The following is a 13,742-nucleotide window of genomic DNA, read 5'->3' as shown; positions in this document are numbered from 1 at the left end:
ATAGAAATAATGTATAATAACAATTAGTAAATTAGATGAAAATGTATAATTGGGGGAGCGCTATGCCAACTTTATCAGATGTTGCAAGAAAAGCAAATGTGTCAAAAATGACTGTGTCGCGTGTCATAAATCATCCTGAAAAAGTAACTGATGAATTGAAAAACCTAGTATTTCAGGCTATGAAAGATTTGAATTATAAGCCGAATGTTGCAGCAAAGGCACTAGCAAATAATAAAACACAAATTATTAAATTTTTTATTTTAGAAGAGATAGATACAACAGAACCATATTATATGAATCTGTTAATGGGAATTTCGAAAGAATTGGATAAGCACCAATATTCGCTCCAGCTAGTCATGGAAAATAGTTTTGATTTAGGTCAGAGCGATGGATATATTATTACTGGTATGCGTGAATCGGACTACGAATGGATTGAACGCTTAGAAAAGCCGTATGTCTTGTTCGGTGAGAATCGCTATGGTTATGATTATATTGATACCGATAATTCTAAAGGAACAGAGATTGCAACAGAGCATGCCATTAATTCAGGATACAATCGGATTGTTTACATTGGTATCGACGTTAAAGAACCTTTTGAATATTCCCGTGAGGCCGGTTATATAAATACAGTGCAGAAATATAAAAAAGTACCTGAAATTTATCGCTTTAAAAATCGTTCAAGTTTTAGTTATCAATTTATTAAAGACGAGATTGGCCGCTTTTCGAAGAATACGGCATTTGTCTGCAGCTCTGATCGGTTGGCTATTGGCATTGAACGGGGACTGCAAAAAAAAAATATGGTACTTCCTAATGATTATGGAGTCATTGGTTTTGATGGTGTCTTTTTGGATCAAATAGCTTATCCAAAATTGACGACTATTAAACAACCTGTTATTGATATGGGTGCTGCATGTGCCGATATGCTGCTTAATAAAATAAAACAACACGGTGCTCCGCAAGGAAATCAATTATTCGTTCCCGAATTAGTTGTTCGCGGCAGTACTCGTAATAATGAAAAAGTTGGTCAAGGATAAAATACCTTAACCAACTTTTTTATTTTGTATAAAACAGGATAATTTCTTGTAGAATTTCTGCTGATTCGTCAATTGTTTTTTCATTATAATAGTTGGCGAAGCGTTCATCTGCTACATACAAATCAGCTAAATACCGATGATACTCAATAGAATAGTAAGGTGCAGTTATCTGAAGCCAAGCTTTATGTGCATTAAATATTTTTTCTGCCTGTAAATTTGGTAAATTGATTTGTTTACTTTCTAAAATAAAATTTAAACCCGTGATAATCTCTTTTTCATAGCTAATCATGGCGTTGTAATCGTCTTGATTCAAATTCTGCCATTTCGCATTTGAGTTTGAAATTGTCTGCTCGTCATATAATTCACGAATTTCGAACCCATAGCGTTCTTCGTTCTCTTTAATCTTTTCATTAATTAAATGTTCAAATTTCTCACTAGTTGTCATAGTTATTTCTCCTTTATAGTTTTTGATACTTTTGTCTAGTAAATGTGTTAAATCAGTTAATTCTGCCAGTTCCTGAGTCAGCAATTGGTGCTGGTGTGTCAATTCTACAATAATCTGCTGTTCGTCCAGTGTCATAAGCTTTTTAATGTGTTTGAGACTAAAATCAAATGTTTTAAAAAATAAAATCTGCTGCAGTCGATTGATGTCTTTATCAGTATAAAGACGATAACCTTTTTCGCTCAGTTTAGTCGGTTTAAGTAAGTTAATTTGATCATAATATCTCAATGTTCGCGGTGAGACACCGGTTAAATCTGCAAGTTGACTAATTGAATACAATTGATTTCCTCCTTCCACTAATCAATTTAAAGTATAACGTAAGGTTAAGGTCAATAGCATTATACAAAATTATTTTTATAGAAGCGATACTGCTTGATTTTTACTTTTGTTATCGCTAACAATCATTTAGTAGTTGTGAAATCGTGTAACATTTTTTAAACTATGAATGAACATAAAAGGAGGGAACGTTTGCATGGCGTCGTATTGGTGGAAAGATGCAATTATCTATCAGATTTATCCAAAAAGTTTTAAAGATACCAATCATGATGGGGTTGGCGATCTTCGAGGAATTATCGAGTCATTAAATTATATTAAAGAATTAGGTGTGAATACACTTTGGTTAAATCCTATTTTTATTTCACCGCAAATTGATAACGGTTACGATGTGTCAAATTATTATGCTGTTGATGAAATATTCGGCACGTTAGAAGACGTCGAAGAATTGATTGAAAAGGCACACGCACTCGATTTGCGTATTATTTTTGATTTAGTATTAAACCATACTTCCAATCAGCACCCATGGTTTCAAGAGGCCTTAAAGGGAAAAGATAATATTTATCGAGATTATTATTTATGGGAAGATGCAGCCCAAGATGGTTCTGCACCAAATAATTGGGAATCATTTTTTGGCGGCTCTGTTTGGGAATATGACACACATAGTCGTCAATACTATTTTCATTTATTTGCTAAAGAAATGCCTGATTTAAATTGGAAGAATCCTGAGGTACAAAAGTCGATGGTTGATATTGCAAAATTTTGGCTATCTAAAGGAATTGACGGGTTTAGATTAGATGCTTTTATTCATATGGTAAAAGATGATTTTTCATTGAACGTTCCTAACATCGCGAGTGGAGAAATAGCATTAGCTGAACAATATTATGCTAATCTACCAGAAGTTAGAGTCTATCTTGAGGAGTTTATTAGTGAATTACGAAAGGTTAAACCGGATATTTTTATTGTTGGAGAGGCGGCTTCAGCCACACCTAAATTAGCTTTAGATTATATTGGCGAAAATTTATGCAGTACGGTTATCTCATTTGATCATATCCAAGATCGAGAAATCATTGAAAATCCGCTGATTCCGAAAGGACTTGGTCCAAAAACACTGAACGTTTCTGATTTTAAAAAGCGTATGATATCATGGCAGACGGATTTAAAAGCAGGTCAGCAGCCAACATTGTATTGGAATAATCATGATATGCCGAGATTAGTCTCAAGGTTTGGCAATGATGAAGCTTATCGTGTTAAAAGCAGTCAATCTTTAGCTGCTGCTATGTATTTGCTTAGCGGAATTCCAGTTTTATTATATGGTGAAGAGATCGGTATGAAAAATCTTAAGATTTCTGATATTAGTGCTTTTCAGCAACCGACTGCTAAAGAACAATATAATCAGCTGCTTGCTAACGACTTTTCTAAAGAAGAGGCATTAAAAATGATTGCCAGCATTAATAAAGAGGCTAGTCGAGGTGGTATGCAATGGACAGCTGATAAATATTCAGGATTTTCAGATTATGGCTGCTGGTCAGGAGTGAATATAGAAACAGCATTTAATGTTCAAGCAGAAAAAGACGATCCTAACAGTATTCTGACTTTTTATCAAGAATTACTAAGGTTAAAAAAAGATGATATCTTTCAAAAAGGAAAAACAGAGTTTATTCAAACAAGTGACAATTTGATTGCATATAAGCGCATATTGGCTGATGAGGAGGCTATTGTTGTGTGTCACGTAACTGAAGAACCGACAGACGTACCAGATTGGTTATCATCTTTAGAAGATAATTATCAAGTTGTCATGTCGTCATTTGATTATAAAATGGCAGATATGATGCAGCCGTATGATTACATCATTGTATCAAAATAATATTGTGTAAATGAGGGATTTTAATGGAAAGAGCAGCACTGTATCATAGACCAGAAAGCGAATATGCTTATTTGTATGAAACTGACTTAATGCATATCCGTTTAAGAGCAAAGCGAGGAGACATTAAAGAAGCTAGATTGATTAATGGGGATCCTTATTTAATAAATGAAGAACAATGGTACAAGGAATCTCTGCCGATGACATTACTGGCACAAACGGAAGATTATGACTATTGGTTCATAGAAGCAAGTGCGGAGTTTAGACGATTGCAATATGCTTTTGATTTAACCGGTCAAGATGGCGATCGTGTTTTTTATGGCGATCGTGGGATATTTACTCTGTCCGATTGGGTCATTGCAAAACCAGAAAATTACTTCCGTCTGCCTTATTTTCATGAAGCAGATCAATTTAAATCACCTGAATGGGTGAAAGAAACAGTTTGGTATCAGATTTTTCCAGAGCGTTTTGCAAACGGTGATTCATCCAATGACCCAGAGGGTACATTGCCTTGGGGCAGTAAAGATCCGAGCAGAACAGATTTTTTTGGCGGCGATTTACAGGGTGTTTTAGATCATCTTGATCATTTAGTTGACTTAGGAATCAATGGCATTTACTTCTGTCCAATTTTCAAAGCATCATCAAATCATAAATATGATACGATTGATTATTTTGATATCGACCCAGATTTCGGTGATAAGGAATTGTTTAAAAAGCTTGTTGATGAAGCACACCGCCGCGGCATACGAATCATGCTTGATGCTGTTTTCAATCATGTGGGATATTATTCTAAAGAGTGGTTAGATGTTGTTGAACACGGACAGCATTCAAGATATAAAGATTGGTTTCATATTCACAGTTATCCAGTAGAATTCGGCACAAATGGCAATTTTGAAGGTGCTAAAACTGTTTCATATGATACATTCGCGTTCACACCGCGTATGCCTAAATTAAATACTGCCAATCCTGAAGTTCAGGCGTATCTATTAGATATTGCGACTTACTGGATTCGTGAGTTTAATATTGATGCTTGGCGTTTAGATGTTGCCAATGAAGTTGACCATCGTTTTTGGCGTAAATTTCACGATGCAGCAACAGCTTTAAAATCAGATTTTTATATTCTAGGGGAAATTTGGCACTCTTCTCAGAGTTGGCTGAATGGCGATGAATTTCATGCGGTGATGAACTATGCTTATACAGAAACGATAACCAACTTTTTCGTTAAGCGTGATATTTCAGCAACTAAGTTGGCAAGCGGCCTGTATGAACAATTAATGCTGTATCGTGAACAAACAAATCAAGTGATGTTTAACTGTCTAGATTCGCATGATACTCCAAGGCTTTTGACGGTCTGCGATAATAATAAAGCTTTAGCACAAATGACCTTGGCCTTTACCTTTATTCAACAAGGGTCACCGTGTATTTACTATGGAACAGAATATGGAATGAACGGCGGCGGTGATCCAGATTGTCGTAAATGTATGGTCTGGGATCCAAATCAGCAAGATCAGCAGTTTTATGAATTTATGCAGCAGTTGATACAGTTGCGAAAAGATGAGCAGCAAATACTCTCGTATGGTTCTTTAAAATTTGATGTATTGGATAATGAAAATCGTCTAGTCATTTGCACACGCCAATTAGAGGATCAACAGATTATCGGAATTTTTAATAACGGTGAAAAAGACCAAACTGTTTCTATTACAGGAGAAGTATTAATGTATCAGGGTACTGAAATCAGCGATTCACAAGTGATTGTTGAACCAAACAGTTTTATTTTGTTAAAAAAGAGAAACATGTTAACGGTAACAATATAAAAGCGCTTGCAATGAAATGCGTAACAGAATAATCTAAAAGTGTAATCAATAACAACAACTAGGAGGCTCACGCAAATGAAAAAAGGGTTTAAACGATTTGGACTTGGTTTGTTAACTGCAGGTGTTGCTTTAACTTTAGTAGCATGTGGAAGCAGTAAGGGAGATGAGAAAGCGGATTCTAAAAAAAGCGATACGCTGACTGTCTCAGTTGATAAAGGCTACATTAAGTATTTAGAAAAAGTTAAAGGTGAATTTGAAAAGGAAAATAAAATTAAAATTGAGCTTGTCGAAAAAGATATGTTTGATCAATTAGATTCACTGGCTTTAGACGGACCAGCAGGAAAAGCACCTGATGTTATGATGTCTGCATATGATCGTTTAGGACCTTTGGGACAACAAGGACATATTGCTGAGGTGAAACTGTCAGGTGATAGCCATTATGGTGAAAAAGATAAACACCAAGTAACTGTTAATAAAAAATTCTACGGTGCTCCAGCTGTTATTGAGACGTTAATTATGTACTATAACAAGGATTTAATTCAAAAAGCACCGACAACATTTAAAGAATTAGAAGATTTATCTAAAGATGAAAAATATGCATTTGAAGGTGAAAAAGGTAAAAATGTTGCATTCTTAGCAAAATGGACTGACTTTTATAATGCATATGGACTATTAGCCGGTTATGGAGGGTATGTATTCGGTAAAGATGGTACAGATCCTAAAGATGTCGGATTAGCGAGTCCAGGTGCTATTGAAGGAATTGAGTACGCGACAAAATGGTATAAAGAAGTCTGGCCTAAAGGAATGCTGGATATCAAGAGTTCTGGTGATTTTATCGACAACCAATTTATTGATGGTAAAACAGCAGCAATTATAAATGGACCATGGGCTGCAAACGGCTATAAAGAAGCTAAAGTTAATTTTGGTGCTGCTAAAATTCCAACACTTCCAAATGGTAAAAACTATGAACCATTCGGTGGAGGAAAAGCATGGGTTGTCAGCAATTATTCAACAAATAAAGAATTAAGTCAAAAATTTATTGATTTCTTAACAAATGATAAGAACCAAAAAGAATTATATACAATGACAAATGAAGTACCAGCCAATAATACTGCACGAGAAGAAGCTAAAAAAGGTGATAATGAAATTACCAAAGCTGTGGTTGAGCAGTATGAAAATGCAAGTCCAATGCCTAATATTCCAGAAATGGCAGAAGTTTGGGCTGGCGGCGAAAACTTAATGTTTGATGCAGCTGCTGGAAAACAAACACCAAAACAAGCTGCTGATGCTGCAGTAAAAGTAATTAATGAAAATATTTCTCAAAAATACGGTGAATAATAGTATTTTAGACAGCAGGAGGATAACGCTCTGCTGTCTTCTTTATAAAAAGAATAGGAGAAAATAACATGAATACAAATGAAATAAAAAGAGATGTGAAAAAAGCTGCACGACTTTCCTTGATACCGGGTTTGGGTCAGCTTTATAATAAGCAGAAGTTTAAGGGGCTTATCTTTTTAGCAATTTTTGCCTTATTTATTTTCGAATTACTCACGTTTGGTATTGGAGCAATTGAAGGATTTGTCACGTTAGGAACAGTGCCTGTGGAAGATCACTCATTATTTTTATTAATTGAGGGTACCATGCAGTTAATCATAACTGTCATTTTTTTCATCTTCTATGCTATCAACATTAAAGATGCAAAAGCTGTGGCCAATCTGTGGAATAATGGTGAGAAAGTCAATACAACACCAAAAGAAATTATTAATAATTTATTTGATGAAGGATTTCCGTATCTATTAACATTGCCGGCATATTTGGTAATGACAGTTTCAATCATTTTCCCTGTACTAGTAACGTTATTTATGGCATTTACAAATTATGACTTTAAACATATTCCGCCTGCAGGACTTATTGATTGGGTTGGTTTTAAGAATTTTTTTAGTATCTTTTTCTTAAGTTCGTATCGTTCAACGTTTGGTGCGGTATTTAGTTGGACGCTAATATGGACTATTTGTGCTTCGACTTTGCAAATTGTTTTGGGTGTGATGACTGCTGTAGTGGCAAATCAACAATTTATAAAGGGGAAACGTTTATTCGGCGTTATTTTCTTATTACCTTGGGCAGTTCCGGCGTTTATTACTATCATGAGTTTTTCTAATATCTTTAACGATAGTATTGGTGCAATCAATACTCAAGTTTTACCAATGTTGAACCACTTGCCGTTAATTGATATCGCACCGATAGCATGGAAAACGGATCCATTTTGGACAAAAGTTGCGATTATTATGATTCAAGGTTGGTTAGGCTTCCCATATATTTATGTCATGACCACAGGAATTTTACAATCGATTCCAGAAGAATTATATGAGGCTGCTAAAATTGATGGTGCTAATTCTATGCAACGCTTCAATACGATCACATTACCGATGATTCTTTATGTTGCCGCACCAATATTTGTGACCCAATATACGGGTAACTTTAATAATTTCTCAATGATTTACCTATTTAATAATGGAGGTCCCGGCAGTGTGGGCGGCGGTGCCGGTTCAACGGATATTTTAATTTCATGGATCTATAAATTGACTACAGGTAATGCCCCACAATACTCAGTTGCGGCCGCTGTTACGTTGATAATATCTTTTATTGTTATTGGTGTATCATTGATAGTCTTTAAGAAAACAAAAGCTTTTGATATGGAGGGCATGTAAGATGAAAAAAGCTCATTCCGTTAAACGAGAACGATTTCTCAGTCATTTTTTTACTTATTTATTTCTCATTATTTTGTCCGTCATTGTTGTGTATCCGTTGCTGATTACAGTAAGTACAGCGTTTAAGGCTGGAAATGTGGGTGCATTCAGCTTAGACTTCGGCGGACAATGGACACTGGATAATTTTAAAAGTCTATTCTCAGAAACGATGTACGGTACTTGGTATATAAATACATTAATTATTGCCATTTCAACGATGATTTTTCAAGTATTAATCATTACTTTGGCTGGTTATACGTACAGTCGTTATCGGTTCGTCGGACGTAAGAAGAGCCTGAAATTCTTTTTAATTATTCAAATGGTACCAACGATGGCAGCATTAACCGCCTTTTATGTTATGGCTTTATTATTGAATGCGTTAGATCAGCCATGGTTCTTGACCTTAATTTACATTGGCGGCGGTATTCCGATGAACACTTGGCTGATGAAAGGATATTTTGATACAGTTCCAATTGATTTAGATGAGTCTGCAAAACTTGACGGTGCTGGGCATTTCAGAATTTTCTGGCAGATTGTCTTACCATTAGTTAAGCCGATGATTGCTGTTCAGGCACTTTGGGCATTCATGGGACCATTCGGTGATTTTATGTTAGCGAAATTCTTATTACGCAGTCCAGAAAGTATAACTGTTGCTGTTGGTTTGCAAACATTTATTAATAATGCACATGATCAAAAAATTGCCTTGTTCTCTGCCGGAGCAATTCTTATTGCGTTGCCGATTTCAGTGTTGTTTTTCTTCCTGCAAAAGAACTTTGTCTCAGGTCTTTTATCTGGAGGAACAAAAGGATAGGAGTGTAGTAAATGAAGTCAATCCATTTTCCAATATCTTATGTTGCGAGCTGTTTTAGCCCTAAAAAAATGTTTACAGGACGAAAACGGTTGTCTGTTGGTCAAATGTTTGTTGTGATTATCTTCTTAATTTTTTTACTGATGAATCCTGTGGCTCTGAATGCCAGAAATCTACCTTTTCTTAATCTAGCAGATGTCACACCGCATTTGATGGCTGATTTAGCGACCAATAAGGCTAATGCAGCAGCAGTTCAACAATTAAATATTGAAAATAATCAATTAGAAAAAGCACCGGTTGGTCAGTTAGGTCCGCAGATTTATGCGGAATTATCTGATAAAGATGCAGATAAAGTGGCAACAGGTATTATCTTTAATCGTGATAATTTCGTGATTAAAGATCAAAATGGGATAACATTTTCACTAGCCTATACACAGAATATGTCATTTTCTCGAATCGAAAATTCAAAGGAATTGATAGATACCATTAATACGTCATGGAATGAACAAACGACCGGCTATCGAATTATCAGTACCACACTTTTAATCGGCGGTTTGTTAATCGTCAGTACGTTAATTTTAGTTTTTGGTGCAAGCTTTTTCATTTGGTTAACAAGAAAAAATCAATTTTCGACGATTTCAACGTATCAGGAATCCCTAAACTTGATATTAAATGCCCTATTTATCCCAACACTAATAGCACTTGTGTCAGGCCTATTTATGTATGATCTCTCATTAATGCTGACTATTCAATCCTTGGGACTAGCTGTGGTGATTATGCTTGTGTTTGTAAAAACGAAATTTAATGACGGTCTAGCAAAAAATGAACAACTGATAATTAGTCAGTAGAAAAAGATCCCAGTAAGGGGTCTTTTTTATAAGGATTGATTAATAAACAGAAATATGTTAAATTGTTAGTATAAGGAGGGATTTTCATGGCAGAAAGAAAATTATTGAAGTCAGAAAAGATTCGTATTAAAAATGATGAACTTCGTGCAAAAGGGAAAGACCCCTTAAAAGGTTCTAACCCGATGATTAATACTGGAATGGTCGGCATCAATAAAGCCAATATCGGTATTAAAGATGAATATAACTCTAATTATATGGATAATAATTCCGGAAATCCCGTCTACAGAAAGAAAAATGATAAATAATTCTTAGATGTTAATTAAAAGAAAAAATTTATACTGAAACTCTCGTAATAAAGGCTCAAACACCTTTAATTAAAAACATGAATATAATTTCATGTTTTTTTTTATTGACAAAAAAAATAGATATGGTATTCTAATTTTTGTAAATCGTAAATATTACGTTTTGTAACGTAAGGAGGACTTTTCATGGCAAAAAAATCAAAAATTGCAAAAGCGAAAAAACAGGAACGCTTAATTGCAGAATATAGAGAAATCAGAGCTGAGTTGAAACAAAAGAAAGATCACGTCGGATTAGCAAAATTACCTATAAATTCTAATCCTAACCGGTTAAAGAATCGTGATCGTACTGATGGGCGTCCAAGAAGTTATATGCGTAAATTTGGTGTATCACGTATCAAGTTTAGAGAGATGGCTTTAGCGGGTGAGATTCCAGGAGTTAAAAAAGCCAGCTGGTAAAAACAAGGGGGATAGATATGGAAAAAACGGATATTTCAAGTGCATATCGACGGTTAAGAAGTCCAAATATAAAGACACGGAAACGTGCCTTAAAAATTATTAAAGAATATAAGCGCAGTAAAATAAAATAGAATGAGAGAGTGGAAATTTTGAAGAAGTTTTTGGGGATAGGCATTGTTTTAATCAGTGCGGGGGTTTTAGCAGCATGCGGCAATCAGAGTCAATCTGCTAAAAAAGTATCAGAAAAACATGACAATCTTAAAGTTGTCACAACTTTTTATCCAATGTATGATTTTACTAAAAATATTGTTGGTGATGAAGGAGATGTGTCGTTGCTGATTCCGGCGGGCACAGAAGCTCACGATTATGAGCCGACAGCAAAAGATATGGCTAAAATCGAAGATGCTGATGTACTGGTTTATCATAATGAGAATATGGAAGGTTGGGTAGAAAAAGCCGCCGAATCATGGAAAAAAGGCCAACCGAACGTTATTAAGGGAACTGAAGGTATGGTTTTATTGGCAGGTGAAGGTCATGATCACGACCATGATGAAGAAACACATGATTCCGATAAAGATCACGACCATGATGAAGAACACAAACATAATGATGATCACGATCATGAAGAACATAATCACTCGCATGCTTTAGATCCGCATACTTGGTTAGCACCGAATAGAGCAATCCAAGAGGTGGAAAGTATGACAAATCAATTGTCTAAACTGTATCCTAAAAAAGAAAAGGCATTTAAAACAAATGCTGAAAAATATATCCAAGAATTGTCTAAACTTGATGAATCATATAAAGAGGCTTTGTCAAATGCTGCTAATAAGCAGTTTGTCACACAGCATGCTGCTTTTGGATATTTAGCACTAGAATACGGTTTAACTCAAGTACCGATAGCGGGATTAACTCCACATGATGAACCGACACCAGCGAAGTTAGCAGAACTTAAAAAGTATATTGATAAAAATCAAATTAAATATATTTATGCTGAGCAGAATACGTCGGATAAAATTGCAAAAACATTAGCAAAAGAGACTGATGTTGAATTAGCTGAGTTGAATACATTAGAGGGCTTATCACAAAAAGATATCGATTCTGGTAAAAATTACGTGTCGGTGATGAATGAGAATCTAATACCGTTGAAAAAGACAGCAGGAACAAAAGGTGCAGCAGATCAATCATCGACAAATGAAACTGAAAAAACAGTCCATAACGGTTATTTTTTAGACAAAGATGTGAAAGATCGCGGCTTATCTGACTATGTTGGGAATTGGCAATCAGTTTATCCGTTATTAGAAAATGGTTCGCTTGACCAAGTGTTTGATATGAAAGCAAAAATCGGAAAAGATAAGACTGCTGCAGAATACAAAAAGTACTATACAATGGGATACAAAACAGATGTTAATCATATTACTATTACAGACAAAACAATGACATTTGAAGCTAATGGTAAAAAACAGACATATCAGTATAAATATGTAGGAAAAGAGATATTGACTTATAAAAAAGGAAATCGTGGAGTCAGGTTTTTATTTGAAACAGAAGATAAAGATGCTGGTCCATATAAGTACGTACAATTTAGTGATCACAATATTGGGCCTGTCAAAACAGAACATTTTCATATTTATTTCGGCGGGGAAAGTCAAAAGAAATTGTTAGAAGAGATGGATAATTGGCCAACCTATTATCCGAGTGATTTATCAGCACACGCAATTGCACAAGAGATGATGGCACACTAAAACTTTATGTGATAGCTAAGGTTTAGGAAGAAAAAATAAACAGCAGATTTTTGGCATAAGCCTGAATCTGCTGTTTATTTGTAGATATACTATTTTTCATTATTTTGAATAATACTTTTGACACGACCTACTTGGTTTTCCTCGTTAAGCATAACTTTTATGCCATGCGGGTGGTTTGCGCTATTTGTTAGAATTTTTTGGACGTGGCCGCGTGTTAATTTTCCTGTGCGTTGATCTTTTTTAAGACTATATCCACTAATTGTCCAATGTAAATGTTCGTACGCGTGTTGCCGTTCATTATTGACCTCATTTCTCTTTATCAGTTACTTTAAAATAAATTTTCAGAAAAAGTGTCAATCTATCTTTTTATAGTCAAATTTAAAATTGTTCAATAAGTTTAAATTGTTTTTGATTACTATATTTTCCTAATTCTTCGCCTTGAATCAGCAGATAGTCCTTAGTTTGTAAATTTTGAATAATAAAGTATTGATAATTAGGGTTAATATTTTTTCCTATTTGTACTTCACGATAAAGTGTATCAATGTCAGTGTCAGATGTGACGACATTTCCTTGATTGAAGAAGATATTATCATCCATTGTAAAAACTCCTTTCAAAATAAATACAGACGACAGTTTATATGATAATTATAACACATTTCTATTTATGACGGATTCTTCCTGAAAATTAAGTTGTATTTTTATTAATTGAGAGGTTACTTGTTTCGAACGCGTTTTGTCCAAAAGCCTCCTGAAATATACTTAGGCTCATAAGAAATAATGAAGGCTTTCTCATCTAAATTTTTAATTAACTTATATAATGTTCGTTCAGTTTTCCGTGCAGATAAAATTTCTAAGACTAACCGTTCACCATCACGTCCATCAGCAATACTTTGAGTGACACCGTAACCTTCTTGACGAATTGTATTTGCTAAACCTTGCGTTGATTCACTGCGGGGGACAATAGCGGTTACCATTATATAACCTAAAGCCAGATGATCTTCAATCCGAATACCCACACTAATACCTACTGCGTAACCTAAAGCGTAGACAAAAATATTTAATGGATTATCCATCTGATTTAAGACGAGTGATAGTCCAACAATGTAAATAGTAATTTCGACCATACTGACGAGTGGTGCTGCAACTCGGTATCCCTTCATTGTTAACATAAATCGGATAGTGTTTAGTGTAATATAGCAAAAATTAATCCCAAAAATCATAATTAGTGTTTTAATATCCAACCCAGACATCCCCTTTCAAAAAAATAATATTTGCCTCATCGTATCACAAATTAACGGTTATTTAAATCATTCTTTTAATGGTATGAATTGTTATATCAAACGGCTTAT

At 34.8% G+C, this 13,742-nt stretch carries 15 protein-coding genes; 11 read left to right on the top strand and 4 right to left on the bottom strand.

The window, feature by feature from the left end:
• Positions 1 to 62: 62 nt before the first annotated feature.
• Positions 63 to 1,034, top strand: coding sequence for a LacI family DNA-binding transcriptional regulator (locus CBF37_RS01795; RefSeq protein WP_125983011.1), 972 nt, complete (start codon positions 63 to 65; stop codon positions 1,032 to 1,034).
• A gap of 19 nt (positions 1,035 to 1,053) precedes the next feature.
• Here the strand turns inward: CBF37_RS01795 and CBF37_RS01790 are convergent, their stop codons facing one another.
• Positions 1,054 to 1,815 (bottom strand): MerR family transcriptional regulator, encoded by a 762-nt coding sequence (locus tag CBF37_RS01790; protein WP_165866600.1) that lies wholly within the window; start codon positions 1,813 to 1,815, stop codon positions 1,054 to 1,056.
• A 193-nt stretch (positions 1,816 to 2,008) separates the two neighbouring features.
• Between CBF37_RS01790 and CBF37_RS01785 the strand changes: the two genes are divergently transcribed.
• From CBF37_RS01785 to CBF37_RS01740, 10 genes are all read left to right on the top strand, one after another.
• Positions 2,009 to 3,676, top strand: a complete 1,668-nt coding sequence (locus CBF37_RS01785) for an alpha-glucosidase (RefSeq protein ID WP_165866599.1) — start codon at positions 2,009 to 2,011, stop codon at positions 3,674 to 3,676.
• 23 nt (positions 3,677 to 3,699) lie between these two features.
• Positions 3,700 to 5,487 carry a glycoside hydrolase family 13 protein gene (locus tag CBF37_RS01780; protein WP_125983008.1) on the top strand — a complete coding sequence of 596 codons (1,788 nt, stop codon included), beginning with the start codon at positions 3,700 to 3,702 and terminating at the stop codon, positions 5,485 to 5,487.
• 75 nt (positions 5,488 to 5,562) lie between these two features.
• A complete protein-coding gene (locus tag CBF37_RS01775; RefSeq protein ID WP_125983007.1) occupies positions 5,563 to 6,825 on the top strand; it encodes an extracellular solute-binding protein in 1,263 nt (420 codons plus the stop codon).
• A 68-nt stretch (positions 6,826 to 6,893) separates the two neighbouring features.
• Entirely contained in the window at positions 6,894 to 8,195 is a 1,302-nt protein-coding gene (locus CBF37_RS01770; RefSeq protein WP_125983006.1) for a sugar ABC transporter permease, read from the top strand.
• A 1-nt stretch (position 8,196) separates the two neighbouring features.
• Complete coding sequence (locus CBF37_RS01765) at positions 8,197 to 9,045, top strand: sugar ABC transporter permease (RefSeq protein ID WP_125983005.1); 849 nt, start codon at positions 8,197 to 8,199, stop codon at positions 9,043 to 9,045.
• Positions 9,046 to 9,056: 11 nt separating this feature from the next.
• Complete coding sequence (locus CBF37_RS01760; RefSeq protein WP_125983004.1) at positions 9,057 to 9,890, top strand: hypothetical protein; 834 nt, start codon at positions 9,057 to 9,059, stop codon at positions 9,888 to 9,890.
• Positions 9,891 to 9,976: 86 nt separating this feature from the next.
• On the top strand, positions 9,977 to 10,195 hold the full coding sequence (locus tag CBF37_RS01755) for a hypothetical protein (protein ID WP_125983003.1): 219 nt from the start codon (positions 9,977 to 9,979) through the stop codon (positions 10,193 to 10,195).
• Positions 10,196 to 10,378: 183 nt separating this feature from the next.
• Complete coding sequence (gene rpsN / locus CBF37_RS01750; RefSeq protein ID WP_125983002.1) at positions 10,379 to 10,648, top strand: 30S ribosomal protein S14; 270 nt, start codon at positions 10,379 to 10,381, stop codon at positions 10,646 to 10,648.
• Between the two features lie 17 nt (positions 10,649 to 10,665).
• On the top strand, positions 10,666 to 10,779 hold the full coding sequence (locus CBF37_RS01745; protein ID WP_125983001.1) for a putative metal homeostasis protein: 114 nt from the start codon (positions 10,666 to 10,668) through the stop codon (positions 10,777 to 10,779).
• Between the two features lie 18 nt (positions 10,780 to 10,797).
• Positions 10,798 to 12,393: a metal ABC transporter solute-binding protein, Zn/Mn family gene (locus CBF37_RS01740; RefSeq protein WP_125983000.1), complete on the top strand. Its 1,596-nt coding sequence runs from the start codon at positions 10,798 to 10,800 to the stop codon at positions 12,391 to 12,393.
• An 89-nt stretch (positions 12,394 to 12,482) separates the two neighbouring features.
• Here the strand turns inward: CBF37_RS01740 and CBF37_RS12020 are convergent, their stop codons facing one another.
• The 3 genes from CBF37_RS12020 to CBF37_RS01725 form a co-directional block, all read right to left on the bottom strand.
• Positions 12,483 to 12,587, bottom strand: a complete 105-nt coding sequence (locus CBF37_RS12020; RefSeq protein ID WP_338067338.1) for a DUF2196 domain-containing protein — start codon at positions 12,585 to 12,587, stop codon at positions 12,483 to 12,485.
• A gap of 184 nt (positions 12,588 to 12,771) precedes the next feature.
• Positions 12,772 to 12,990: a hypothetical protein gene (locus CBF37_RS01730; RefSeq protein WP_125982999.1), complete on the bottom strand. Its 219-nt coding sequence runs from the start codon at positions 12,988 to 12,990 to the stop codon at positions 12,772 to 12,774.
• A 116-nt stretch (positions 12,991 to 13,106) separates the two neighbouring features.
• On the bottom strand, positions 13,107 to 13,643 hold the full coding sequence (locus tag CBF37_RS01725) for a DUF2179 domain-containing protein (protein WP_125982998.1): 537 nt from the start codon (positions 13,641 to 13,643) through the stop codon (positions 13,107 to 13,109).
• Positions 13,644 to 13,742 lie beyond the last annotated feature (99 nt).

It is taken from the genome of Vagococcus vulneris, assembly GCF_003950515.1.
Lineage (GTDB): Bacteria > Bacillota > Bacilli > Lactobacillales > Vagococcaceae > Vagococcus > Vagococcus vulneris.
Note: the sequence above shows the minus strand (reverse complement) of the source record. Positions and strands in the feature narration are given on the sequence as shown.